Here is a 25,785-nt window from a genome sequence, read left to right as displayed (position 1 = left end):
TTGCTTTTTCTGGTTGGCGGGAGCTGGGGGGGTGGGGGGCGTGGCGCGCCGGATTTCGGCGCGCCGCACAACCTGGCGCTGGCGGGCTTTGTGTTCGCGCTGATCCTGGTCATCAACAAGTGGCTCAAGGGCTTCTGGTCCAACGTCTCCGTGCTGCTGGCGCTGGCGGCCGGCATGCTGGTGGCGATCCCCTTTGGCATGGTGGACTTCCATGGCGTGGCCGAGGCGCCGATGGTCGACGTGATCCATCCCTTCTATTTCGGCTGGCCGGTGTTCGACGTGGTGGCCACGCTGACGATCGTGGTGGTGATGATCATCATCATGATCGAGTCGATGGGCTTGTTCCTGGCGATCGGCGATGTCGTGAACAAGCCGCTGAGCGCGGGCGAGATGACGGATGGCTTGCGGGCCAACGGGCTGGCCAGCGTGATCGGCGGGGCGCTCAATGGCTTTCCCTACACCATCTACAGCCAGAACATCGGCCTGCTGGTGGTGACGGGCGTCAAGAGCCGCTGGGTCGTGGTGGCGGCGGGCGTGATCCTGTGCGCGCTGGGCTTGTTCCCCAAGCTGGCCACGGTCGTCGCCTCCATCCCTCTGCCGGCGCTGGGCGGGGCAGGGCTGTTCATGTTCGGGGTGGTGACCTCGGCGGGCGTGCGCACGCTGGCGCGGGTGGATTTCGAGGGCACGCGGCACAACGTGTATATCGTTGCCGCCACCCTGGCCATCTCCCTGCTGCCCACGTTCTCGGGCACGCTGTTGAATCAATTGCCGGGCTGGCTGCAGCCCATCATGCACAGCAGCATCCTGCTGGCTTGCGTGATGTCGGTGGCATTGAACCTGTTGTTCAATGGCATGGCGCGTGCCGATGCACACGCCATGCCGGCGGCGGGCGGGTTGCAGGCGAGCCGCTAGCGCCCGCGCGGGTCAGCTTGCCGGCTGCGCATCCGGTTCCACTTTTGCCGGTGGGCCTTGTTCGAGCAGCGCGGCGATCAGGTCCGATTGCGTGACGATGCCCAGCAGCCGCCGCTGGGCATCCACCACCGGCACCTGATGCAGGCCGCCATTGGAAAACGCCCGCGCCAGCTCCACCATGGGTTGCTCTGCCCGTGCCGTAGCCGTGCCGGTGTGCATCAGGTCCTTGGCAGTTCCCGCACGGACCTGCCCCTCGGCGCCACTGCGCGCCGCAAGAAGATCCGCCAACCCAAGCATGCCAAGCAGCCGCCGCTGCGCATCCACCACCGGCAGCGCCTGGATCCCATGCTTGAACAACAGGGCGCGCGCCTCCAGGCCACTCTGCCCGGGCTGCAACGTCACCACGTCCCTCGACATGATGTCCACGCATCGCACATCGCCAAAGTGCCGGCGATACGCCCGTAACTGCGCGGCCACCAGGATGTCTTCCAGGTCGTCTTCCTCGATGTCCAGGAACTCGCCGCGCGCCTTGAGCACTTCGTCCAGATCGCTGCGGTTGAACCCCACCCGCTCGCTCGGCAACGGATCGGCGGTGCGGTGCGGGTTGGCGTGTTCGACGGGGCGGTGCGGATAGCGCCGGCGCATCAGGTTGTTGAACAGCAGCGCCACCAGCAGCAGCAACATCGAGTTGACCGCGACCGGCATCACCACGAAGCCAAAGCCAAGCTGGGTCACGGCGTGGCCGCCGAACACCGCGGTGATCGCCACCGCGCCGCTGGGCGGGTGCACGCAGCGCAACTGGAACATGGCGACAATGGCCAGCGCCACGGCCACCGAGGCGGCCAGCCCGGGCTCGGGGATCCAGCGTGCGCAGGCCACGCCGATCAGCGCCGCCACCAGGTTGCCGCCAATGATGGACCAGGGCTGCGCCAGCGGGCTCGCCGGCACGGCGAACAGCAGCACCGCGGAGGCGCCCATCGGGGCGATGAACCAGGGGTTGAAGCCGCCCAGCAGGTGACGGCTGATCCATTCGGTGAGCAGCAGGCCGACCAGCGCGCCCAAGCAGCTCTTGACGCGCTCGCGGCGGCCGGCCGCGATGGGGGTGGGGGCAAACGCGCGCAGCCACGCACGTGCCCGGCCTGGCGGGAAATCGGCTAAGGAGGGGGCCTGGGATGGCGGCATGGGTCTTTTTTCTTTGGGTTGTGCGGGCGAATGCGCGTGAATGCGCGTGAATGCGCGTAATAGCGCACCTGGATCGCCTTGGCATCGTGCTCCGGAAATCCAGCGTGCAAATATATCATGACGTGATACATTTCGTTTTTCGCGAAGCGGGATCGGCCCGCGATCCGCGTCCCGTCCTCCGCCTACTTTCCCGATCCTGGCCATGCACTTCGAAAAACGCGACTACGCCGTCGACCGCCGGCTGCTCCTGCTGGCAGCGCTGGCGCCCCTTATCGGGGCCATCAGCACGGCGGCTGCCGTGCTGTTGCTGAACCTGATCCGGTTCTTCACCAATCTCTTCTTTTATCAGACCCTGTCGCTGGCGGATCGCTCGCCGGCGCAGCATCCGCTGGGGGCATGGGTCATCGTGGTGCCGGCGGTCGGCGGCCTGCTGGTGGGCCTGATGGCGCGTTACGGCAGCGACAAGATCCGTGGCCACGGCATCCCGGAAGCCATCGAGGCCGTGCTGTTCGGCAAGAGCAAGATGTCGCCCCGGGTGGCCGTGCTCAAGCCGCTGTCCTCTGGCATCGTGATCGGCAGCGGTGGGCCGTTTGGCGCGGAGGGGCCGATCATCATGACCGGCGGCTCGATCGCCTCGCTGCTCGCGCAGTACCTGCATCTCACCGCGGCCGAGCGCAAGACGCTGCTGGTGGCGGGTGCCTGCGCCGGCATGACTGCGATCTTCGGCACGCCGGTGGCGGCGGTGCTGCTGGCCGTGGAGCTGTTGCTGTTCGAGCTGCGCCCGCGCAGCCTGCTGCCGGTGGCGCTGGCTTGCGCCGTTGCCGGCTTCCTGCGCACGATGGTGTTCGAGCCTGGCCCCTTGTTTGCGCTGCACACCGCGCCGGCCAGCACCATGGCGCTGGGCTCGTGCGTGGTTGCCGGGCTGCTTTGCGGCGTGCTGGGCGCCGCGCTGACGCTGGCGCTCTATCGCACCGAGGACCAGTTCTCCAAGCTCAAGCTGCACTGGATGTGGTGGCCGGCAATCGGCGGGCTGGTGGTCGGCATTGGCGGGTACTTCGAGCCGCGCGCGCTGGGCGTGGGCTATGACGTGATCGCGGACCTGTTGCACAACCGCATGGCGATCGGCGTGGTGCTGGCCCTGCTGACGGTCAAGGCCATCATCTGGGTGGCAGCGCTGGGGTCCGGCACGTCGGGTGGCGTGCTGGCCCCGCTGCTGATGCTTGGCGCGGGCCTTGGCGTGGCGCTGGCGCCGTGGCTGCCCGGCGCCTCGCCGCAGTTGTGGGCGCTCGTGTGCATGGCGGGTGTGCTGGGCAGCGTGCTTGGCGCGCCGCTGACCGCCATCATCTTCGCGTTTGGCCTGACGCATGACAGCAATGCTCTGCTGCCGCTGCTGCTGACCGTGGCGATGGCGCATGGCTTCACGGTGCTGACCATGAAGCGCTCGATCATGACCGAGAAGATCGCACGCCGGGGCCTGCATATCTATCGCGAGTATGGCGTGGATCCGCTCGAGCGCCAGCACGTGGCGGATTTGATGACGACGGCTGTGGTGAGCGTGGATGGCGAGCAGCCGGTCCACGTCTTGTGGGCCAGCCACTTTGGCGAGCACGCACCGCATCGCGGCTATCCGGTCGTGTGCGCAGCGCGCGTGGTCGGCATGCTGGAGCGCAACGCGCTGCGCGGGCGGGAAGCTTCGATGGAGGCCGGCCGCGCGCTGATGGCGCCACTGCAGCCGCACCAGGTGCTGCTGCCGGCGCAGACCGCGCGCCTCGCTGCGGGCCGCATGGCGCAGCTCGGTGTCAGCCGGCTGCCGGTGGTGGCCGACCTGGATTCCATGCGGCTGGTGGGCGTGGTCTCGCTGCGCGACCTGCTGCGCCCCAGCGGCCAGGTGCTGCACGAGGAAACCCGGCGGGAACGGCTGCGCGGCACTGCCGCAGCGTAAGCGCGCTCGCGTCGCCTAAAGCTTGTAGCTGGACAGCAGGATGCTGGTTTCCGTGGCGGCAATGCCGTCGATCAGCCGGATGCGGTCCAGCGTGCGGTCGAAGGCTTCCAGCGAATCCGCGCGCAGCTCGGCGATGATGTCCCAGCGCCCGTTGGTGGTGTGCATGGCCTGCACATTGGGCTCGCCGCGCAGTGCCTGCAGCACCGTGCGCGCCTTGTTGCCTTCCACCGCGATGGTCATCCAGGCACGGATGCGGTGCGCCTCGGCTTCGGGCTTCAGCCGCACCGTGTAGCCCACGATCAGGCCTTCCTTTTCCAGCTTGTCGATGCGGTTCTGCACGGTGGCGCGCGAGACGCGCAGCGCCTTGGCCAGGGCGGTGGCGGGCGTACGCGCGTTGTCGCGCAAGAGGGCGAGCAGTTGGCGGTCGGTGTCGTCCATGGTGGGTTCTGGAAGGGGGGCTGGGGAGGGCCTTTACCTGCATTTTCGTTGCGGCTGGCGATTCGCTAATTTTAGCTGGCGTTTTGCAGTATGGCACAGGCAAATTGCGCAACTTGCTGGCTTTTAGTTAGCGGGGCAGTGCACCAGAATGCAGGCATTCCAAGGCATTGACTGACCCCCGTCACCCATCACCCAAAGGAGCCAGCGTGATCCACCAGCCCACCATCTTGCTTGTCGAGCCCACCCATTACGATGTGTCGTACAGCATCAACCCGTGGATGGACCCCGGCCTCTGGGCTAGCGACCCGCACGGCATGCATCGCAATGCGGTGGCATCCTTCGAATCCCTGCATGCGGCCCTGCAGGCGGCCGGCTTCACGGTGGAAACCGCGCCCGGCGCGCCCGGCCTGCCCGACATGGTGTTCCCCGCCAATGCCGCCGTGGTGCTGGACGGCCACGCCGTGCTGGCGCGCTTTCGCTATCCCCAACGGGCCGGCGAGGAAGCGCCCTTTGCGCGGATCTTCGAGGGCCTGCGCGAACGCGGCCTGATCGACTCCGTCAGCCTGCTGCCCGAAGGCTGCTACCAGGAAGGCGCTGGCGACTGCATCTGGGATGCCGTGCGCGGCCATTTCTGGGCCGGCTTTGGCCCGCGCTCCTCGCGTGCCGCGGCCGATGCCATGGCGAGCCATTTCGGCCGCGAGGTTGTCGCGCTGGAGCTTGCCACGGCGCAGAGCTATCACCTCGACGTGTGCTTCTGCCCGCTGTCGGGCGGCGAGATTCTCTACTACCCGCCCGCCTTTACGCAGGACGCCCTGCGCATCTTGCGCGAGCGCGTGCCGGCCAGCCTGCGCATCGAAGCGAGCGAGGACGACCTGCGCCACTTCAGCGTCAATGCGGTCAACCTGCATGACCAGGTGGTGATGACGCGCACCACGCCGCACCTGCGCGCCGAACTGGGCCAGCGCGGCTACCACCTGCGCGAGGTGGACCTGTCGCCGTACATGCTGTCCGGCGGCGGCGCCTACTGCATGACGCTGCGCCTGGACCGCACCAGCGGGCCGGCCCGGGCGAGCGCCGCGGCCGACGGCGCCGCGGTGGCGGCATGAGCGCGAAGGACGAGCACAAACCAATACCGAGCCAGCAAGGGAGAACACCATGAAGGAGATCGCCATGACCCGCTTTCTGGACGCCGCCGATGTGGCGGCGCTGGTGCGCGCCACGGGCGTCGCCAACGCCATCGCGCAGATGGCGCATCACATTCGCCAGGATTTTGTGCGCTGGGACGCATTCGATAAGTCCGCGCGGTTGGCGACGCACTCCGTCGACGGGGTGATCGAGCTGATGCCGGTGAGCGACGCCGTGCAGTATGCGTTCAAGTACGTCAACGGCCATCCGCGCAATGCGCAGAACGCCATGCCGACGGTGATGGCTTTTGGCGTGCTGGCGGAAGTGGCGAGCGGCTTTCCGCTGCTGCTGTGCGACCTCACGTTGGCCACCGCATTGCGCACCGCCGCCACGTCGGCACTCGCCGCGCAGGTGATGGCGCGGCCCGGCGCCGCCACGCTGGCGCTGATCGGCAACGGCGCGCAGGCGGAGTTCCAGGCACTGGCCTTCCATGCCATGGTGGGCATCCAGGAGATCCGTGCCTACGACATCGATCCCGCCGCGACGGCGCGGCTCGCGCGCAACCTGCAAGGCGTGCAGGGGCTGAAGGTGGTGGCGGTGGACTCCGTGCGCGCAGCCGTGCAGGGTGCCGACATCATCAGCACCGTCACCGCCGACAAGACGCGGGCCACCATCCTCACGCCTGACCTGGTTGCGCCCGGTGTGCATATCAATGCGGTAGGCGGCGATTGCCCGGGCAAGACCGAACTGCACCCGCAGATCCTGCGCCAGGCGCGCATTGTGGTCGAGTACGCGCCGCAGACCCGCATCGAAGGCGAGATCCAGCAATTGCCACCGGATACGCCGGTGACGGAGTTGTGGGAGGTTTTATCCGGCCGGGTGGCCGGGCGCACCGAAACGGGGCAGGTGACGGTGTTCGACTCAGTGGGGTTTGCGCTGGAGGATTACTCCGCGCTGCGCTGGCTTCATGCCGCGGCCCACGCGCAGCATCGCGGCAGCCACGTGGAGCTGGTGGCGACTCCGCCGGATCCCCGCAATCTATATGGATGGATGATGGACGCCGGAGTGCCGCAGCCCGTGCGCGAGCCGCTGGCGGCGCTGGCCTGAAGCGGTGGCCCATGCCACAACGCCGCAGTCGTGCGGGTCACGAGACTGCGGCGTTGTGGTGTGCGGTTTATAGCGAGTGCCACGCCCACGGGTAACGGGCAAGGCAAGCCGGGCGGCCGGGTGACGGCCAGGCAGATAGCTGCCGGTGAAACGTCCTGGACAGGGTCTTGGCGATGTGCCGCCCGATCAGCCGGCTGCGCCCCGGGTCATCATCAGCTGCGCGCGCAGGAAGCCTTTGACTTCTTCCAGCGAGGGCGTCTTCAGGAACACCATGATGCCCCATTGCTGCAGCGCATCGGCCACGCCGTCATAGGCCTGGCGGTTGGTGATCACGGCGAAGATGACGTTCTGGCGCGCAAAGAAGTTCTGCAGCTTCTCGATGGTGGCCGACTCGGCGTCAGTGAGTTCTTCCACGTAGTACAACACCACTCGCGGATGCGAGCTGACCGAAGTAATGATGGTATCCACCACGTCCTCCACCACCACGCTTTTCAGGGGCAAGCCCCATTTGCCCAGTTGCGCGTGGATACGTTGGGCTTCCTGGTGGTTTGGGTGAAACACCACCAGGTCGAGTTCATGCACAGACGGAAGTTCCTGCCCCACGCGCGTGGCCAGCAGGCGATGCACGGTTTCCTTATGTATGCGTCGGTGGCCACCGTTGGTTTTCCAGGCCCCGAGTTCGCCGCGTTCCACCATTTTCTGCACCGTGCCCAATGACACATTGAGCAGCTTCGCGGCGGTACGCGTACTGTAGTAAGGCTTTTCAGCCAGTTCTGAATCCAGTTTCATCCGTTCACCCGTTAACTAAATACACCGCACTGCGAGAGAAACAGCAGTGACAGCGCGAGCTTTTCGCGCTGGTTTGGGGCTTGGCAATGCAAGGCAACGCGAGCCATGAAGACGGTTGCATGCTGGCACCATAAGGCCTCTTGCGTAACCTGCCCTCGCATCCGGGGCGGCGGGAGCGACGGTGCTCCCACGGTTGTGCAACGGCATGATCTATGTCACCGGTGCCTGATTCTCCCAACGGAAGAATGCCAGCCTCGAATCATATGCGGTATCGAACATAAGCAACCAGACGGCGCACCAAATATTTCGAAATCGCATTGAACGCTCCCACTTCTGGGCTTAAACGCATATTGCCGCGTTTTGGCAGACACGGGCGAGCGGGAATTTATCGCAAACATTGCATACATCTGAAGTGCTTCCACCGGTCGCTCCGAGCGTCGAAACGTATAGCGCACATGGCCGTGCGGCCGCTTGCCGCAGGAATGACAAATATGGCGTGTGCGGCAATCTCGCTTGCCGTCAGGGATTTCGCCCGCGAGCCACTGCCACCGTTTGCCGGGTCGATGTGACTGGCAGGTTGCTGAACTCACCTTCCGCATCAGCTGCCATACCCGATATCGGGAGGGACTGGCGCACGGGTGCCGGCGCGCCTTCCGGGCATACGGACTCGGGATCTGGCGCGGGCAGCGCCATGGACCTTTCCAGTTCGCGCGTCTTGAGCACGATGAAGTATTCGTAGATCGACTGCAGCATGGCGTAGGTGAGCCCGGCCCGTCCATCGAGAAAGCCGCGCTTGCCCAGGTACAGGATCGCGAACTTGACGAGGGGGCGCATCGGCAAGCGGAAGAACAGTTCCTTCTGGTGCGCGCGGCGCCGGTGGAAATCCGTCGCGAACAGGGCTTCGGCCAGGCTGAACGCTGCCGCGCCGCGCCGGTTCTCGATGATCTGCATCGCTTCCAGCCCGCTGTAATTGTTGTGGCGGGTGATCCAGTGGGTCACGCCTTTGCTGAACGGGTAGTGATCGAGGTAGCCCGTCAGCTCGCCGGCCGGGCCGTCAGGAATCGACACCGGGTTTACCAGACGCTCGTAGCGCATCCGCTCCGGCCGGAACAAACGCAGGTAGAAGGGAGATGTCTGTACATGGCGCAGCCAGGTGCCTAGGAAAAAGTCGCGCCGTTGCACCCGGAACGCGACCTCGTCGCGCGCCGCGCGCACCGCGGCCCGGGCATGCGCCACAAGCTCGGGCGTCATGCGCTCGTCGGCGTCGATGTAGAACACCCAGGGATGGCGAAAGCCGATGTGCTGCAGGCCCCAGTTCTGGTGGCTGGCCCAGTTGTCGAAGACGCGCTGCGTGACATGCGCGCCGAAGCGCTGCGCGATCGCCACCGTGGCGTCGGTGCTCATCGAGTCGTACACGTGGATGTCGTCCGACCAGGCCACGCTTTGCAGGCAGCCCGGCAGGTCCTGCTCCTCGTTGCGGGTCAGGATCAGCACGGAAATGCCCGGCGCTTGCATGGGCTGGCTAGGCTGGGGGCTTGGCATGTCTGACTCTCGTGCTGATGGCGCGGGCCGGGATGCCCCCGTAGACGGTCCATGGCGTGCGCAGGCTTTTGCTCACCACCGCGCGCGGCGCGATCACCGCGCCCTCGGCCAACGTCACGCCGGGCGAGACAAAGGCCTCGGCGCAGATCCACACGTGCGCCGCGAGCACGATGGGATGGGCAACCAGCTGGAAGTTGGCGCTGTTGTAGTCGTGCGTGCCGGTGCACAAGTGCGCGCCCTGCGAGACCACGCAGAAATCGCCGATGACGATCGGCGCCATGTTGTACAGCGTGACGCCATCGGCCACGCCGACATGGCTGCCCACGCGCAGGTTCCACGGCGCCCAGATCTTCACGCCCGGATAGATATGCACATGCGGGCCCAGTTGCGCCCCGAACAACCTCAACAGCGCCGAGCGCCATGCATGCAGCGGGCGCGGGCTTGGCCGGAACAGGCACAACCAGGCCCAGTGCCAGAGCTGGCGCTGAATCCGGTTGCCGAGCGAAAACGAAGCGCCGGTAGTCGGGTCGTTTCCTTGAAGGATCATCGTCGGTCCGCTCCTGCTTGTTAGCGGCATTCTCAATGCGCGGCAAGGCCCGGCAGCCATGGGAGGCGACCACGGTGCGGGCCAGCACCGCGGTCGCCGAACCCGGCCGAAGCCAGGCTTTGTCCCGCACCGGCCGCGCCAGGCACGGCAAGGTGCAAAGCGCGCGGGAAGGGGTGAAACCATAGTGGCGCGGCGTGCGCGCCGCTTCGGTGCGGCACCTCACACAAGGAAAAACGAAGCGGGAAGGAAGCGGGGCGGGGGGAAGCGGGAGGGAAGGGAGAAGGGCGGGGAGGTGGAGCGAAAGGGCTGAGAGGGCGCAGGGGGCGGGGGGGGCGCGGCGACCGAAGCCGCAAGGAAAGCCTCAACGCAAGCTGTGCGCAAACCGCAACGCCTGGAATCTCAAAGTCGGTATTTCCTGACCTTATCGAACAAGGTCGTCTTGGCAATGCCCAGCGCCTCGCTCGCGCGGCTGAGGTTCCCCTCATGCCTGCGCATGGCGTCGGCAATCATGGCCCGCTCGAACTGCTCCACGGCCTGCGCCAGCGGCAGCGCTGCCGGCTCGGCGGTGCCTTGCCCGGGATTGCACCCCAGTCCCAGCACATGGCGCTCGGCCAGGTTGCGCAGCTCGCGCACATTGCCCGGCCACGGATAGGCCATCAGCGCAGCGAGCTCCGCCGGCGTGGCAGGCTGCGCCTCGCGCTCGAAGCGCAGCGCCGCCTGCGCGACAAAATGCTCGAACAGCGGCGGCACGTCTTCGCGCCGCTCGCGCAGCGGCGGCAGCTCCAGCGTCACCACGTTGAGCCGGTAATACAGGTCGGCGCGGAACTGGCCGGCCGCCGAGAGCGCCTTCAGGTCTGCCTTGGTGGCCGCGACCACGCGGGTGTTGACCGGCACCGGCGTATTGGAGCCAAGCCGCTCCACCACGCGCTCCTGCAGCACCCGCAGCAGCTTGATCTGCATCTGCATCGGCATGCTCTCGATCTCGTCGAGGAATAGCGTGCCGCCCTCGGCGTGCTCGATCTTGCCGATGCGCCGCCGCGCCGCGCCGGTAAACGAGCCGGCCTCATGGCCGAAGATCTCGCTTTCGAACAGCTGCTCGGGCAGGCCGCCGCAATTGATCGGCACAAAGTGCCGCGCGCGGCGCGAGCTTGCTTCGTGCAGGCAGCGGGCGACCAGTTCCTTGCCAGTGCCGGTCTCGCCGTGGATGAGCACGTTGGCGGCGGTGTCGGCTAGGTCGGCGATCAGCTTGCGCAGCCGTTCGATGGATGGCGAATGGCCGATCAGGCGCGCCTGCAAGGTGTCGCGCCCGGCCAGCTTCCTGCGCAGCTCGGCCACTTCCAGCACCAGCCGGCGCTTTTCCAGCGCGCGCTGCGTGACCTCGACCAGGCGCTCGGGCGAGAACGGTTTTTCCAGGAAGTGGTAGGCGCCGGCCTTCATGGCCTGCACGGCCAGGCTGACGTCGCCGTGGCCCGTGACCATCACCACCGGCAGCGCATCGTCGCGCGAGCGCAGCTCATGCAGCAGCGCCATGCCGTCGATGCCGGGCAGGCGGATGTCGCTCACCACCACGCCGGGGAAATGGCTGCCGACCTCGCGCAGGGCGGCTTCGGCGCTCGCCACGGCACGCGTGGCAATGCCTTCGAGCCGCAGTGCTTGCTCGCAACCCAGGCGCACGTCGGGGTCGTCTTCGACGATCAGCACGGTCAGCGGCGCGGGGTCGATCGCGTCGGGGGAATCGGCGTGGTTCGGGTCAATTGCCATGGCGGCTCTCCGGGTCAAGCCTGGCCAGCGGCAGCACCAGCGTGAAGCACGCGCCGCCGTCGGGGTGATTGCTGGCCTCCAGGCTGCCGCCGACCTCGTCCAGGATGCCGGCCGACAGCGTCAGGCCCAGGCCCAGTCCCTGTCCTGCCGGCTTGGTGGTGAAGAACGGCTCGAACAGCCGCGCGAAGGCTTCCTCGGACAGCCCGGGGCCGTTGTCGCGGATGGTCAGGCGCAGCTTGCTGCCCGCCAGGTGGCTGCGCAGCTCCAGCCGGGGCTCAGGGTTGCCGGCCAGCGCGTCGAGCGCGTTGCCGATCAGGTTGACCAGCACCTGTTCCAGCCGGTTGGGATCGCACGTCACCATCAGGTCCGGCTCGATCTCCCGGACCAGCGCCGGGCGTACCGCCTGCAGGCGTGTATCGAGCAGGAACAGGGCGTTGTCCACCGCATCGTCCAGCGGTGCCAGGCGAGCGGCGGTGCCGCCATTGCCAGGCTTGCGCGCGAATGACTTGAGCGCGCCGGTGATGCGCCCCATGCGCTCCACCAAGCCGATGATGGTGCCGAGGTTGGCCTGTGCGGTGGCGTTGTCGCCGCGCTCGAGGAATTTCTGGGTATTGCCCGAGAGCGTGCGCAGGGCGGCAAGGGGCTGGTTGAGCTCGTGGGCGATGCCGGTGGACATCTGGCCTACCGCGGCCAGCTTGCCGGCCTGCAGCAGGCCATCCTGGGCCTGGCGCAAGGTTGCCTCGGCGCGGATGCGTTCGGCGACTTCCGCCTGCAGATGCTGGTTGGCGGCGGACAGGTCCGCGGTGCGCTCCGCCACCTTGCGCTCCAGTTCGCCGTTGGCGGCCTCCAGCGCGGCGCGCGCGGCCATGCGCTCGCTGGCGATGCGCCGGCGCACGTTCCAGGCCGCCGCCAGCAGCAACAAGAAGGCGGTGAGCACGCCGGCCAGCGCGGCGGTGCTGAGCGCGGCCACGCGGGCCTGCGAGGTATTGGTGAGCAGCGTCAGGTGCCAGTCGGTGCCAACCAGTTCGGCGTTCTGCGCCAGCATGGGCGGGCCGCTGCGCAGGCGGACCAGGGCGTCGCTGTCGGACAGCTTGCGTACCGGCGTGAGCTCCAGCTGCGGGAGCGCGGCGCGGTTGTATTGCAGGTTGCGTTGCAGCCGCTCGCGCAGCTCGGGGGCCAGCGGCTTGAGCGCGCCCAGTTTCAGGGACGGGTCGGAGGCCAGGATCACCACGCCGTTCTCGTCCGTCAGCAGCATCTGGGTATCGGCGCCCTGCCAGCGGTTCTCCAGGGGTTCCAGCCCCACCTTGACGACCGCTACGCCGCTTGGCTTGTGGCGATCGCCCAGCGGCGCCGAGAGGTAGTAGCCGGGCTCGCTGCGGGTGGTGCCCACGCCATAGAAGCGGCCCAGCTGACCGTCCGCGGCGTCGCTGAAGTAGGGGCGAAAGCTCAGGTCTTCGCCCAGGTAGCTGTCGGGGCGCTGCCAATTGCTGGTGGCGAGCACGTGGCCGCGGGCATCGAGCACGAACACCACGCGGGTGCCGGCGCGGGCATTGACCGCGGCCAGGTACTGGTTGGCGGCCTCAACGCGTGCCGGGTCGTTCGGGTGAGCCAGCAGGGTAGCGATCTTGTCGTCCAGCGAGAGCAGGCTGGGCACGTAGTCATAGCGCGCCAGCTCGCTCGACAGGGCCTGCCCGTACAGGCGCAGCTGCACCTGGCCGCGCTCGCCCTGGCGCGCCAGCGCGTTGTCGTAGCTGTACCGGTAGCCCATGGCGCCAGCCAGCCCGATCAGCGTCGCCAGCGCCAGCATGGCCATGAGGGGCACCCATGGGCGCAGGCGTGCGGCACGAGCGGAGGTGTCGTGCGGGGCGCTTTGCGGGGTAGCGTGTGAAGGGAGCGGGCCGGTCATGGGAGCGGGCGGAATGCGCAGGAAGCGAAGGCGAAGGAACTCGGTCGCGGGCAGCGAGCCCGACTGGTTAAGACTGCAGGCGCCAGCAAAAGTGCATCGTGCAAAGGGGTAAGAGTAGGGGGTGGGAGCGCCAATGTGCACATTGTGCGATGGCGCCACCCGCGGCGACCCCGTCTTTTACCACATCGCGGTTTTCCGGCCCCCGGAAACAAAAAAGGCCCGGCCACCTGATCGGTGGCCGGGCCTTGGCGCGCTGGCAGTGTTACTTGCCGGCCAGGACCTGAACGGGTGTCAGGCCGCGGTTGCCGTCGGCAGCGGGGTCATCCGCTTCTTCGGGCACCGGCGCGCCGATGGCGCCTTCGCTTTTGGCGACGACGGTTGTGGCAATGGCGTTGCCAAGCACATTGGTCACGGTACGGCCCATGTCGAGCACGTGGTCGATGCCCAGCACCAGCAGGATGCCCGCCTCGGGCAGGCCAAACATCGGCAGCACCGCGGCCACCACCACCAGCGAGGCACGCGGTACGCCGGCGATGCCCTTGCTGGTGACCAGCAGCACCAGCAGCATGGTGACCTGCTGCGAGAGCGACAGGTGGATGCCGTACACCTGTGCCACGAACAGCGCGGCGAAGGACGTGTACATGATCGAGCCGTCCAGGTTGAACGAGTAGCCCAGCGGCAGCACGAAGCCGGTGATGCGCTCCTTGACGCCAAAGCGGCCGAGCTGCTCGATCACCTTGGGGTAAGCCGATTCGCTGCTGGCGGTGGCGAAACCGATCATCAGCGGTGCGCGCACCATCTTGAGCAGGCGGAACACGTCGCGGCCGAGGAAGAAGTAGCCACCGCCGATCAGCGCCACCCACAGTAGCGCCAGCGACAGGTAGACAGCGCCCAGCAGCTTGGCGTACACGACCAGCACGCCCAGGCCCTCGGCGGTGATCACCGCTGCGACCGCACCGAACACGCCGACCGGCGCGAAGGCCATCACATAGTTGGTGATCTTCAGCATCACGTGCGACAGGCCTTCGATGCCGGCCAGCACGGGTTTGCCAATGCCGTCCTTGAGCGTGCCCAGCGCAAAGCCGAAGAACAGCGAGAACACCACGATCTGCAGGATCTCATTGGTGGCCATGGCCTCGACGAAGCTCTTGGGGAACATGTGCGCGATGAAATCGCGCAGGTTCAGCGCCCCGGTCTTCAGGTTGGAGGCCGCGTCCGCCGCCGGCAGCGCCAGGTTCATGCCTTCGCCCGGGCGCAGCAGGTTGGCCATCAGCAGGCCCAGCAGCAGCGAGGTGATGGACGCGGCGATGAACCATGCCATCGCCTTCATGCCGATGCGGCCAACGGCCTTGCCGTCGCCCATGCTGGCGATGCCGCTGACCAGGGTGGCGAACACCAGCGGCCCGATGATCATCTTGATCATGCGCAGGAACACGTCGGTCAGGATGGACAGGTGGTCGGCGATGGACTTGGCGGCGGCGGGGTCCGGCGCATAGTGGTGCGCGGCCGTGCCGGCCAGCACGCCAAGCAGCATCGCAATGAAAATCAGGGTGGGCAGTCGGTTCAGTTTCATCAGAAGTCGGGCCGATGCGCCCGGCCAATGGCCGGACGGCTGTTTTGCGGGGGGCTGGCAGCCTTCTGGCATGGCGTTGCCGTCGTGGGGACAGCGCCATGCGGCCTCAGCCGGGAAGATCAGTGCCTGTTCAATCCGGAATCATTCCGGATCAATGCGTTGATCCATGCCGAACGGGCACGGGCAGCGTGTGCCCGGCGCCCACCGGTGTGGTGGGCAAGGTCGGCAAGGCGGGGTCGATCATTGTTTCCTCCATTGTTTTGGGTCCGGGCTGGCACGGGGGGAGCCAACCGTCGACCTGTATGGCCGCTTGGGGCCGGCGCATACATTGCACGAGGCGTGCCAGGCCAAAGGCCGTGCCGAAGGCGCCTAAGCTTCTGAAAAACAAGGAGAAATTAATGTGCGCTCGGCGCACGGTTCGGATTTCCGTGCGGATAGGGCAGCAGGGCGTTCGGTTTTCCGAACGAGTGACGGGGCTGAAAGCGGAACTGGCGCCCGTGCGGGCGCCAGCGTGTGATCCAAGGGGCATGGCGCGGCCGGCGCACGCCGCCGCCAGCCACGCACGCCAGGTGACTCAGGCGTTGTCCACGGGTTGGGTCGGGCAACTCTCCAGGAACAATTCCAGCGGCATCGGCCGCCCGATCACATAGCCCTGGGCATAGTCCACGCCAAGCGAGCGCAAGGCCTGCAGCGTTTCCTCGTCCTCCACGGATTCGGCCACGGTCAGCATGCCCAGGCGATGGCCGATATCGTTGATCGAGCTGACGATCTCGCGGTCCACCGCGCTGCCGGCCAGGTGGCGGATAAAGCTCCCGTCGATCTTGAGATAGTCCACCGGAAACTGCTTGAGATAGGAGAACGACGACAAGCCCGCCCCGAAATCGTCGAGCGCCACGGTGCAGCCAGCGCTGCGCATTTCGGTCACCAGGCGATTGGCCGCCGCCATGTTGTTGATCAGCGCGGTCTCGGTGATCTCCAGCTGGATGCGGCTGGCGGGCAGCACGGACTCGTACAGCTCGGCGTGCAGGAACGGCAGCAGGAACGGCTCGCCCAGCGAATTGGCCGACAGGTTGATGGCGACCGTGAGCCTGGGCACCGCGGTCAGGCGCTCGCCGAATTCGTGCAGCACGTGGTGGATCACCCAGCGGTCCACGTGGCCCATCAGGTCATAGCGCTCGGCGGCGGGGATGAACGCGCCCGGCATCACCAGCTTGCCTTGCTCGTCGACCATGCGCACCAGGATCTCGATATGGCGGTCGGCCTGGTTGTGCTCCTGCAGCGCGCGGATCTCCTGGGCGAACAGGCGGAAGCGGTTCGCATCCAGCGCCGAGTGGATGCCGGCGGCAACCTGCAGCTCCTGGTGGTGGCGCTGCGCATCGCTTTCGTCGCGCCGGTACACCGAGACGCGGCTGCGCCCGGCCGCCTTGGCGGCGTAGCAGGCTACGTCGGCGCGGCTCATCAGCTCGCCCATCGGCGGTGTTTCGTGGTCGATGGCGGTAATGCCGATGCTCGCGCCCACATCGTAGACCCGCCCTTCCCACGGGAAACGCTGGCCGCGGATGGCATCGATGATCTTCTGGCACACGCGCTCGGCCTGGTCCACCGTGCAGTCCATGAGCAGCAGCGCGAACTCGTCGCCGCCCAGGCGGGCGAGCAGGTCGTCCGGGCGCACGTGGTAGCGGATCACGTGGCCGAGCTCGCGCAGCAGTACGTCGCCCGCGGCATGCCCGGCCGTGTCGTTGACGATCTTGAAGCGGTCCAGGTCGATAAAGCACAGCGCGTGATGCTGTTGCTGCATGCGCGCAGCCTCGCAGGCCTCGCGCAGCCGCTTCTCGAACCAGATGCGGTTGGGCAGGCCGGTGAGCGCATCGTGCGAGGCCGAATGGGCCAGCTCGCGCTGCAGCGCGCGGGCGCCGGTGATGTCCTGGAACACCAGCACCGCGCCGATGACCTCCCCGGTAGCCGTGCGCACCGGGGCGGCGGAGTCCTGCACGTCATGGCGGTCGCCGGTCAGGCTTTGCAGCACTGCGCCGTCCTGCAGGTAGACCGGGCGCAAGGTCAGCAGGCACTGTTCCACCGGGCTGGGGATCGGCGCGTTGGTATGCTCGTCGACGATGCGGAAGATGGATTCGAGCGGCTGGCCGGCGGCCGCCTGCATGGTCCAGCCGGTGAGCTGCTCGGCGATCGGGTTCATGAAGGTGACGCCCATGGTGGCGTCGGTGCAGATCACCGCATCGCCGATGGAGCGCAGCGTGATATGCAGGCGTTCCTTCTCCTCGAACAGCGCCTCGGTGAGGCGGCGCTGTTCGGTGATGTCCCAGTTGGTGCCGATCATGGACACCGCGGTGTCATCGTCCTGGCGCAGCACCATTGCCATGGCCCGGATGTGGCGCACCGCGCCGTCGGGGCGCTGGATGCGGTATTCGGTATCGAAGGTGCGCGTGCCGCGCACCGCCTCGCGCATCTCGGTGCTTGCCTGCTCGACATCCTCGGGATGCACCATGGCCGTCCAGCGCTTGATGTCCGGCGCGCCCAGGGCAGGATCGACGCCGTGCAGCGCATGCATGCGCGCGTCCCACTCGATCGCGCCGCTGGCAATGTCCCATTCCCAGATGCCTACGCCGCCGGCTTCCACCGCCAGCTGGGTCCGGCGCGACAATGCCTCAAGCTTTTCCAGCGCGGCCTTGCGCTCGTCGATGTCTTCCACCTGCGAGATGAAATGCAGCGGCTTGCCCGTGTTCTCGTCGTGCACCAGGGAGACGGCCAGCAAGGTCCAGCGATAGTGGCCGTCCTTGTGGCGGAAGCGCTTTTCTATCCGGTACGACTCGATCTCGCCGGCCAGCAGGCGCTCGACCTGGTGCAGGTCGGGGGCGAGATCGTCCGGGTGGGTGATGGTCGGGAAAGGCAGCTCCGCCAGCTCGGCGGCATCATAGCCAAACAGGTCACAGATGGCGCGGTTGACCTGCAGCCAGCGGCCGTCCAGCCCTACCAGCGCCATGCCGATGGCCGAATGCTCCATGGCCTGGCGAAAGCGCCGCTCGCTGCCGCGCAGCTCGCTGCGGTCACGCCGGTTCTGCTCCAGCAGGAAGGCAATGCAGATCGGGAACACCATGATCAGCGCGGTCGACAGCTGCACCGACTGCAGCAGGAACGGCTCGTTCGCGCCCAGGCCGAGCGACGCGGTGATCAGCCCCAGCGCCACCGTGCCGCAGATGGCCAGCAACGTCAGCAGGGCAGTGGCAAAGGGATTGGTCAGCAGCGCCGCCAGCACCAGCGGCAGCGCCATCACCACGAACGGCTCGTTGCTCTTATATAGCGCCACGCCGCCCACCGCCAGGCTCAGCAGGAGCAGGCCGGCAAAACGGGGCAGCTGCGCGCGGCGGAAGGTATCCGCGAAACGCTCGCGCGTGATCGATACCATCAGCGGCAGCAACATGACGATGCCCATCGAGTCCGCTGTCCACCAGGTCCACCAGACCGCGCCAAAACCGCTGTGGTAGGCGGTGCTGATGGTGGCGGCGCCGATGGTGGCGCCCACCGCTGGTCCCAGCGTGCTGGCCGCGCCCAGCGTCAGCGCGAAGCGCGCCAGCGGTCCCGGGCGGGATAGCGTCGCGCCGCCGGTCATGGCGCGCACCAGCCACGCCGAAAAGGCAATCTCGGCGACGTTGCCCAGCGCCAGCGCCAGTGCAATGACCGGGCTATCGCCCATGGTCGCGTTGGCCGCCAAGCCTGCCACCAGCATCCCCGCCAGCTGCCAGAGCGCATCGCTGCTGCGCTGGTGCAGCAAGATGCCAAGGCCGAAAGCGTTGGCCAGCCAGAGCATGGCCACGTTTCCGGGGTAGCGCGACACGGCCAGCCCGGCCAGGGCCAGCAGGAAGAAGGCGATGGCGGATAGCGACACACGCTGCCAGCGCGGGTAGGTGGTGGGCAAGGGGCGGACATCCAAATCTGGCGTCATGTGGCGTCAGCCTGAAGCTGCGTTCTCGAAATTGAGGCGATGGGCGGGCGTCGGGCAGGTTGCACGCACGGCCCAGCTTAATGGATCAATATAGCGGCGATACGCCGGAATCACGAGGCGATAAACCCCGCTGTGTTCCCGCTGTTCGGACTAGCGCCGGACGCCGTTTTGCGGTAGGAGAGTGGCCGGCGGCGAGCCGCAACCGGCCCCGGCGGCCGGTCTGCTGCCAAGGCGGACAGGCGCGCTGCCGGTCCAGTCATACAGGCGTTTCAGGCATTGCCCTGCCGAGGAGGGGTATTGGCGCGGATATCGGACCGGCGCGAAACGCGTCCGCCTCGCCAGCCATGGCGGCCCTTGGGCGCGCGGTGACGACGCGACGGCAATTACCCCGCGCGTCATCGCGCGTAGCGCTGCGCGCACCGATGATATGGACAGCTTGCTCACGCACACCAAGGAGAAGACCATGTCCGAATCGGATCGCATCGCCGCACCTGCCAACCTCGCCGCCAACTTCACTGCCTCCGATCTTGCCGCCCTGGCGGATCGCTATCTTGCGGCCTGGAACGAAACCGACGCAGCTCGCCGGCGCGCGCTGATCGTCGGCGCCTGGACCGAGTCCGCCAGCTATGTCGACCCGCTCATGCGCGGTGACGGCCACGCCGGGATCGACGCCATGATCGCCGCCGTCCAGGCGCGCTTTCCGGGTTTTCACTTTACGCGCGTGACGCCGGTCGACGCACACGGCGGCAACCTGCGCTTTACCTGGGAACTGGCGCCTGCGGGTGCGGCAGCCGTGGTGGCCGGCACCGACTTCGCGACCGTGGCGGCGGACGGCCGGCTGCAATGCATGACGGGCTTTATCGACCGCGCGCCGCAAGGCATGGCCTGAGGCCGCCCGGGTGCGGTGCACGGTACCGCACGCGACTGCCCTTTTTGCACTATGCTCACAAGGTTGTACGGCGTGCGCACCGCGGCTGGGGCGCACGCTGCTGACCGGCCGCCGCCGGCGCGGCGCGGCGGATCGAACCGCTGCACCATGCCGGGGGCGGACCAGGGCAAACAGACCCAAGGAGCTCCCCCCATGACCACGCTAGATATCAACGGCAAGCCGTTGCAGGTAGACGTTGATCCTTCCACGCCCCTGCTGTGGGCGTTACGCGACAGCCTTGGCATGACCGGCACCAAGTTCGGCTGTGGCATGGCCGCATGTGGCGCGTGCACCGTGCATGTGAACGGCCAGGCCACGCGCAGTTGCGTGACGCCAGTCTCGGCGGCACAAGGCGCGCGCATCACCACCATCGAAGGCGTCACCGGCGACAAGGTTGGCCGCGCGGTGCTCGACGCCTGGATCAAGCACGATGTGGCGCAGTGCGGCTACTGCCAGAATGGCCAGGTGATGAGCGCCGTCGGGCTGTTGCGCAGCAAGAAGCACCCAAGCGATGCCGATATCGACCAGGCCATGGCCGGTAACCTGTGCCGCTGCGGCACCTACCAGCGCATCCGCGCGGCCATCAAGGACGCGGCGCGCGCGCTGGCTTAAGGGGACGACACCATGCGAATCAGATACCTCGAAGCGCTGGCCGGCGGCAATCGCAGGCACGCGGACGCCGGCGGCGTCGCCGCGCTGGACCGCCGCAGTTTTCTCAAGCTGACCGGCTTTGCCGGCGGCGGCCTGGCGCTCGGCATCTTGCCAGCCCAGGCCGCGCTGGCGCAGGAAGGCGCGGCGCCCAAGGCCCCGCCTTCACCGCCGCAAGCGTTCCTGCTGATCGCGCCGGACAACACCGTCACGGTGGCGGTCAACCGGCTCGAATTCGGCCAGGGCGTGCATACGGCGCTGCCCATGGCGCTGGCGGAAGAGCTCGACGTGGACTGGCGCAACGTGCGCGCCACGCTGGCGCCCGCCGGCGATGCATACAAGGATCCCGCCTTCGGCATGCAGATCACCGGCGGCTCCACCGCGCTCAACCATTCCTTCCAGCAATACCGCGAGCTGGGCGCGCGCGCCCGCGCCATGCTGGTTTCCGCCGCGGCTACCCAGTGGCAGGTCGATCCGGCGAGCTGCCAGGTGGCGCTGGGCGTGGTCACCTCCGGCAGCCATCGCGCCACCTTTGGCGACCTGGCGCAGGCCGCCATGGCGCTGCCGGTGCCGCAGCAGGTAACGCTCAAGAACCCGGCGCAGTTCAAGCTCATCGGCAAGCCCACGCGCCGGCTGGACGCGCGCGGCAAGCTGGAGGGGACCACCGCCTTCGGTATTGACGTGCATCTCAAGAACATGGTGGTGGCCGTGGTGGCACGCCCGCCGCGCTTTGGCGGCAAGGTGAAATCCTTCAACGCCGACAAGGCGCGCGCGATCAAGGGCGTGGCCGACGTGATGCTGGTGCCGGTGGATCGCGGCGGCACCGGCGTGGCGGTGGTGGCCAATGGCTACTGGCCGGCCAAGCAGGCGCGCGACGCGCTGGAGATCGTGTGGGAAGACAGCGGCTCCAGCGTTTCCACCAAGGACCTGTTCGCGCAGTACAGGACGCTGGCCGCGCAACCCGGCACTGTGGCGCTGCAGGCTGACCTGGGCGCCATGTCCGGCGCCGCGCGCACCATCTCGGCGGATTACGAGTTTCCCTATCTTGCGCATGCGCCGATGGAGCCGCTGAACTGCACTTTGCAGGCCGAGGTGTCGGGCAAGGCGGTGCAGAGCGTGAAGGTATGGGTGGGCTCGCAGTTCCAGACCGTGGACCAGGCCGCCATCGGGCGTGTGCTCGGGCTGCCACCGGCCAAGGTCACGCTCAACACCATGATGGCGGGCGGCGGGTTCGGCCGGCGTGCCGTGCCCACCTCCGACTACCTGGTCGAAGCGGCCAACGTGCTGCTGGCCTGGGTCAAGAACGGGCATGACGAACCGCTCAAGGTGATGTGGAGCCGCGAGGACGATATCCGCGGCGGCTACTACCGGCCGCTGCATGTGCACCGCGCGCGCATCGGCACCGATGCGAACGGGCAGGTGCTCGGCTGGCAGCATACCGTGGTCGGGCAGTCCATCCTCTCCGGCACGCCGTTCGAGGCGTTCATGGTCAAGGGCGGCGTGGACTCAACCATGGTCGAAGGCCTGGTGGAGAACGACTACGGCTTCCCGCTGCAACTATCGGTGCATCACCCGCAGGTGGCGGTGCCGGTGCTGTGGTGGCGCTCGGTTGGCAACACGCACACCGCCTTCGTCAAGGAAACGCTGGTCGACGAAGTGGCCGCCAATGCCAGGCAGGATCCGGTGGCGTACCGCCTTGCGCGGCTGGACGCGGGCAAGCACGCGCGCCATCGCGCGGCGCTGCAGCTGGCGGTGGACAAGTCCGGCTACGGCAAGCGCAAGCTGCCCAAGGGCCAGGCCTGGGGCGTGGCGGTGCACGAGTCGTTCGGCACGGTGGTGGCCTATGTGGTGGAGGTGTCGCTGGTGAAAAACGAGCCACATGTGCATCGCGTGACGGCCGGGGTGCATGCCAACCGCGTGGTCAATCCCATGTCGGCCGAGGCACAGGTGCAGGGCGCATGCGTGTTCGGGCTGGCGATGACGCGGCCGGGCTTTGCCATCGAGATCGAAAACGGTGTGGTGAAGAACAGCAACTTCCCCGACTATCCGCCGCCGCGCATCACCGATGCGCCGGTGGTGGACGTGTTCTTCGTGCCATCCGAGGATCCGCCCACCGGCCTGGGCGAGCCGGGCGTGCCAGCCATTGCGCCAGCGGTCGCCAACGCGCTGTTCACGCTCACCGGCAAGCGCCAGCGGCAGTTGCCGTTCGTGTTGGCCTGAGCCCTGAGCCCGGGCGCCGGGCTCAGGGCTCAGGGCTCAGGGCTCAGGGCTCAGGGCTCAGGGCTCAGGGCTCAGGGCTCAGGGCGCACGGTTGTCGCCAGCCGCGCGCCAGGCCTGCGTGAAGCGCAGCAGGTCGTCGGCCGAGGCATCGGTGATGGCCGCGTAGCGCATGCCGTCCGACTCCCAGATCCCCAGCTGGTAGCCTTGGCGCGCCTCGATCTGCGCTGGTGCCTGGCTGTGGCCGGGGTTGAGGGCTGGCTTGCTGTCCGCCGTGCGCGCTGGCAGCACGAACACATCGATGGGGTGCTGGTTGCGGCGGTAGACCAGCACCGCCACCGGCCGCCCGTGCACGTAGTCGAGCCGTCCCCCGACCAGCGGGAAACCTTGCGGCGCGAGTTCCCGTACCGACGGCGCGTAGTCGATCCGGCCATTGAACCAGGGTTTGACGGTGTGGCGGTCCGACGAGGCGACATCGATCGTGTGCCCCGAGATCAGCGCGCGCACATGGCTGCTTACCATCTCGCCTTCCACCGTCGGCCCGGAGCCATCGCTCAGCGCGTACTGGGCCATGCCGATGCCCAGCGTCGCCACCGTCAGCGCGGCCATGGCGGCATTGGCGGCGGGACCCCATTCGAAATAGCGCCGCATCCATTGCCACCATGCGCCACTGTTGCCGGCTGGCGCCGCCGCAGCGCCAGAGCCAGCCGCGGCCTGGGCTGCATCCAGCGCCGTGGTCAGCCGCGCGCGCAGGGCCGGCCCGGCGCGGTGGTAGGGCGCATGCGCGCGCAATACGGTGCGCAGTTCGCGCAGGTGCGCGAGCTGCGCGGTGCAGGCCGTGCATTGCGCCAGGTGCCGTTCAAGGCGCAAGGCATCGCCCGCGCCGAGCTCACCGTCGGCATTGGCCTGCAGCAGCAGGCGGGCGTCATTGCAGTTCATGGCCTGTCTCCCCGGCAGGTTGCGCCGGCGTGGCGTGGACGGCGGTTGCCGCGGCGGCCCTGCCCGTTGCCGGTGCGGTGGACAGGGTGCCTGCCGCGCCAAGGTCGGCGCCGCCCTGGGTGCCGATGCCGCACTTGCCCTCCGCGCGCAAGTCGAGCACTGCCGCCGCCAGCAGCTTGCGCGCGCGTGCCAGCCGCGACATCACGGTACCCAGCGGGATTTCCGCGATGACGGCGATGTCGCGATAAGGCAGGTCCTCCAGCTCACGCAGCACCAGGACTTCCCGAAAGGCCAGCGGCAGGCGCTCCAGCGCCACATGCAGCAGCCGGACATCCTCGGCGCGCAGCAGCCATTGCTCAGGGCTGTCGCCGTGACTATCCTGCCAGCCGGGCAGCGGCTCGCCATCGAAATGCCCATCGTCGTAGCCAGCGCTCTCGGCCTGGCCCGGCTGGCGCCGCTTGCGCCAGGTGGTGAACCACGTGTTGCGCACGATCGCCAGCAGCCACGCGCGCGGCTGATCGCCCCGGAAGCTTTCAAAAAAGCAGAAGGCCCGCAGGCAGGCTTCCTGCACCACGTCATCCGCCTCCACGGGGCTGCCCGACAGCCAGCGGGCCAGGTTGTAGGCGGCGTCGAGGTGCGGAAGCACCAGATCGTCGAAACGGCGGCGCTGGTCGGCAGCGTTCACGTCACTCCTTTGGCTCGGTGCCCGGGTTGGACGCATCGCGCGCCATCCCCGTTCATTCCGTCTCTGCCGCGTATACCGGGAATGCATTGAGTTTATTCCCGATTCTCACCACCACCACGTAAAAAAATTATCGCCAGCAACGGGAATAAACGCGCCTGCGCGCCGGTATGACAGGCAGGTCCACAGCAACCAGATCAAACCGATCGATCCGATCGATCCGATGGAGCTCAATATGAAGCGAGCATGGAAGCGGCGCGATTTTCTCGGGCTTGCCGCGTGCGCCGGCGGCGCGGTGTTTGTGTCGGCATTGCCAGGATGGGCCGCCGGACGCGACGAAGCGTTCTACTTTGTCCAACTCTCGGACGCGCACTGGGGCTTCCAGGGCCCGCCCAATCCCGACGCGCGCGGGACCTTGCCCAAGGCGGTGGCAGCGGTCAACGCACTGGCCGAGCCGCCGGATTTCCTGATGTTCACCGGTGACCTTACCCACACGACCGATGACCCCGCCGAGCGCCGCCGGCGCATGCGCGAGTTCCAGTCGATCATCGCCGCGCTCAAGGTGCCGGTTGTGCACCTGATGCCGGGCGAACACGACGCCAGCCTGGACCAGGGCGAGGCCTATCGCGAACTGTTCGGGCCCACGCACTATGTGTTCGACCACAAGGGCGTGCACTTCATCGTGCTGGACAACGTGTCCGATCCTGCCGGGCGGGTGGGCGCGGCGCAACTCGACTGGCTTGCCGCGGATCTTGCGCAGCAGCCGCAGTCCGCGCGCATCGTGGTGTTCACGCACCGTCCGCTGTTCGACCTGTATCCGCAGTGGGACTGGGCTACCCGGGACGGCGCACAGGTCATCGAGCGGCTGATGCCGCATCCCAACGTGACGGTGTTTTATGGGCACATCCACCAGGAGCATCACCACATGACCGGGCATATCGCGCACCACGCGGCGCGCTCGCTGATCTACCCGTTGCCGGCGGCGGGGTCGCAGCCGCAGCGCTTGCCGGTGCCGTGGGATCCGGCGCAGCCCTATCGGGGATTGGGCTGGCGGGAAGTGGAAGCGGGCAGGGCGTCGGGGGATGTCGGGATCGAGGAGAAGCCTGTCAATGGTTGAGCAGATCGTGCCACGCCGCTTTGAACGGCTTTGAGCTGCTTTGAACTCGCTATCAGGAGTTGGTCATGTCAGTCATCGGACGGGAAGGAATCAGCCGCAGGCGGGCGCTGTGCTGCCTGCTGGCGCTGGCGGGCGGGACGCCACTGTTGCAAAGCGCTGCCGCTGCGCCGCGGGTGATCAAGGTGCATGCGCGCAAGTTTGTCTTCACGCCAAACCGGATTGCGCTGCGGGTCGGAGAGCCGGTGGTGTTCGAGCTGACCGCGCAGGATGTGATCATGGGGTTTAGCGTGCCGGATCTCGGCATTCGGGAGGATTTGCCGCCCGGCAAGGTCGTGCGGGTTTCGGCCTTGCCCAAGGTGGCTGGCAGTTTTGGGTTCTTGTGCGATATTTTTTGTGGGTCGGGGCACGAGACGATGAACGGGGTGATTGAAGTTAGTTAGTTAGTTAGTTCGTTTGTTTGTTTGTTTGTTTG

Annotated in this window: 20 protein-coding genes; 9 read left to right on the top strand and 11 right to left on the bottom strand. The window is 67.4% G+C overall.

The window, feature by feature from the left end:
* On the top strand, positions 1-912 hold a 912-nt coding region (locus AC1Q7Q_RS24045; protein WP_492387224.1), incomplete at its 5' end, for a solute carrier family 23 protein.
* A 12-nt stretch (positions 913-924) separates the two neighbouring features.
* On the opposite strand, the gene AC1Q7Q_RS24040 is transcribed toward AC1Q7Q_RS24045, so the two are convergent.
* Positions 925-2,094: an HPP family protein gene (locus tag AC1Q7Q_RS24040; protein WP_492375821.1), complete on the bottom strand. Its 1,170-nt coding sequence runs from the start codon at positions 2,092-2,094 to the stop codon at positions 925-927.
* 202 nt (positions 2,095-2,296) lie between these two features.
* On the opposite strand from AC1Q7Q_RS24040, the gene AC1Q7Q_RS24035 reads away from it, so the two are divergent.
* Positions 2,297-4,036, top strand: a complete 1,740-nt coding sequence (locus AC1Q7Q_RS24035; protein ID WP_492375820.1) for a chloride channel protein — start codon at positions 2,297-2,299, stop codon at positions 4,034-4,036.
* A 15-nt stretch (positions 4,037-4,051) separates the two neighbouring features.
* Here AC1Q7Q_RS24035 and AC1Q7Q_RS24030 read toward each other — a convergent pair whose 3' ends face one another.
* Positions 4,052-4,474 (bottom strand): Lrp/AsnC family transcriptional regulator, encoded by a 423-nt coding sequence (locus tag AC1Q7Q_RS24030; RefSeq protein ID WP_492375819.1) that lies wholly within the window; start codon positions 4,472-4,474, stop codon positions 4,052-4,054.
* 206 nt (positions 4,475-4,680) lie between these two features.
* Between AC1Q7Q_RS24030 and AC1Q7Q_RS24025 the strand changes: the two genes are divergently transcribed.
* Complete coding sequence (locus tag AC1Q7Q_RS24025; protein ID WP_492375818.1) at positions 4,681-5,580, top strand: dimethylarginine dimethylaminohydrolase family protein; 900 nt, start codon at positions 4,681-4,683, stop codon at positions 5,578-5,580.
* Between the two features lie 49 nt (positions 5,581-5,629).
* Positions 5,630-6,706 (top strand): ornithine cyclodeaminase, encoded by a 1,077-nt coding sequence (gene ocd, locus AC1Q7Q_RS24020; RefSeq protein WP_492375817.1) that lies wholly within the window; start codon positions 5,630-5,632, stop codon positions 6,704-6,706.
* A gap of 186 nt (positions 6,707-6,892) precedes the next feature.
* On the opposite strand, the gene AC1Q7Q_RS24015 is transcribed toward ocd, so the two are convergent.
* The 7 genes from AC1Q7Q_RS24015 to AC1Q7Q_RS23985 all read right to left on the bottom strand — a co-directional run bounded on the left by AC1Q7Q_RS24015 (position 6,893) and on the right by AC1Q7Q_RS23985 (position 18,782).
* Positions 6,893-7,495 carry a helix-turn-helix domain-containing protein gene (locus AC1Q7Q_RS24015; protein ID WP_006160260.1) on the bottom strand — a complete coding sequence of 201 codons (603 nt, stop codon included), beginning with the start codon at positions 7,493-7,495 and terminating at the stop codon, positions 6,893-6,895.
* Between the two features lie 519 nt (positions 7,496-8,014).
* Entirely contained in the window at positions 8,015-9,037 is a 1,023-nt protein-coding gene (locus AC1Q7Q_RS24010; RefSeq protein ID WP_492375816.1) for a glycosyltransferase family 2 protein, read from the bottom strand.
* Positions 9,018-9,584, bottom strand: coding sequence for an LbetaH domain-containing protein (locus AC1Q7Q_RS24005; protein WP_492375815.1), 567 nt, complete (start codon positions 9,582-9,584; stop codon positions 9,018-9,020). Before AC1Q7Q_RS24005 ends, AC1Q7Q_RS24010 begins: the two co-directional genes overlap by 20 nt.
* A 399-nt stretch (positions 9,585-9,983) precedes the next feature.
* Positions 9,984-11,345, bottom strand: coding sequence for a sigma-54-dependent transcriptional regulator (locus AC1Q7Q_RS24000; protein WP_253931852.1), 1,362 nt, complete (start codon positions 11,343-11,345; stop codon positions 9,984-9,986).
* Positions 11,335-13,251, bottom strand: coding sequence for a sensor histidine kinase (locus AC1Q7Q_RS23995; RefSeq protein ID WP_492376471.1), 1,917 nt, complete (start codon positions 13,249-13,251; stop codon positions 11,335-11,337). The genes AC1Q7Q_RS24000 and AC1Q7Q_RS23995 overlap by 11 nt, the downstream gene beginning before the upstream one ends.
* Before the next feature lie 262 nt (positions 13,252-13,513).
* Positions 13,514-14,824 (bottom strand): dicarboxylate/amino acid:cation symporter, encoded by a 1,311-nt coding sequence (locus AC1Q7Q_RS23990; protein ID WP_492376470.1) that lies wholly within the window; start codon positions 14,822-14,824, stop codon positions 13,514-13,516.
* A 574-nt stretch (positions 14,825-15,398) separates the two neighbouring features.
* Positions 15,399-18,782, bottom strand: coding sequence for a diguanylate cyclase (locus AC1Q7Q_RS23985; RefSeq protein ID WP_492376469.1), 3,384 nt, complete (start codon positions 18,780-18,782; stop codon positions 15,399-15,401).
* Positions 18,783-19,245: 463 nt separating this feature from the next.
* Between AC1Q7Q_RS23985 and AC1Q7Q_RS23980 the strand changes: the two genes are divergently transcribed.
* The 3 genes from AC1Q7Q_RS23980 (at position 19,246) to AC1Q7Q_RS23970 (ending at position 22,578) form a co-directional block, all read left to right on the top strand.
* Entirely contained in the window at positions 19,246-19,671 is a 426-nt protein-coding gene (locus AC1Q7Q_RS23980) for a nuclear transport factor 2 family protein (RefSeq protein WP_492376468.1), read from the top strand.
* A gap of 192 nt (positions 19,672-19,863) precedes the next feature.
* The gene (locus tag AC1Q7Q_RS23975) at positions 19,864-20,322 is read left to right on the top strand and encodes a (2Fe-2S)-binding protein (RefSeq protein WP_150988428.1); all 459 of its coding nucleotides are present in this window, start codon (positions 19,864-19,866) and stop codon (positions 20,320-20,322) included.
* Between the two features lie 12 nt (positions 20,323-20,334).
* Positions 20,335-22,578: a xanthine dehydrogenase family protein molybdopterin-binding subunit gene (locus tag AC1Q7Q_RS23970; protein WP_492376467.1), complete on the top strand. Its 2,244-nt coding sequence runs from the start codon at positions 20,335-20,337 to the stop codon at positions 22,576-22,578.
* 78 nt (positions 22,579-22,656) lie between these two features.
* Here the strand turns inward: AC1Q7Q_RS23970 and AC1Q7Q_RS23965 are convergent, their stop codons facing one another.
* Positions 22,657-23,514, bottom strand: a complete 858-nt coding sequence (locus AC1Q7Q_RS23965) for an anti-sigma factor family protein (RefSeq protein WP_492376466.1) — start codon at positions 23,512-23,514, stop codon at positions 22,657-22,659.
* The gene (locus tag AC1Q7Q_RS23960) at positions 23,501-24,199 is read right to left on the bottom strand and encodes an RNA polymerase sigma factor (RefSeq protein WP_492376465.1); all 699 of its coding nucleotides are present in this window, start codon (positions 24,197-24,199) and stop codon (positions 23,501-23,503) included. The genes AC1Q7Q_RS23965 and AC1Q7Q_RS23960 overlap by 14 nt, the downstream gene beginning before the upstream one ends.
* A 232-nt stretch (positions 24,200-24,431) precedes the next feature.
* On the opposite strand from AC1Q7Q_RS23960, the gene AC1Q7Q_RS23955 reads away from it, so the two are divergent.
* On the top strand, positions 24,432-25,313 hold the full coding sequence (locus AC1Q7Q_RS23955; RefSeq protein WP_492376464.1) for a metallophosphoesterase family protein: 882 nt from the start codon (positions 24,432-24,434) through the stop codon (positions 25,311-25,313).
* Between the two features lie 65 nt (positions 25,314-25,378).
* The gene (locus AC1Q7Q_RS23950; RefSeq protein WP_492376463.1) at positions 25,379-25,753 is read left to right on the top strand and encodes a cupredoxin domain-containing protein; all 375 of its coding nucleotides are present in this window, start codon (positions 25,379-25,381) and stop codon (positions 25,751-25,753) included.
* Positions 25,754-25,785: the final 32 nt, after the last annotated feature.

The sequence above is a fragment of the Cupriavidus sp. GW823-FHT07A04 genome, from assembly GCF_058794615.1.
The sequence above is the reverse complement of the archived record's forward strand: the minus strand, read 5'-3'. Positions and strand labels throughout refer to the sequence as shown.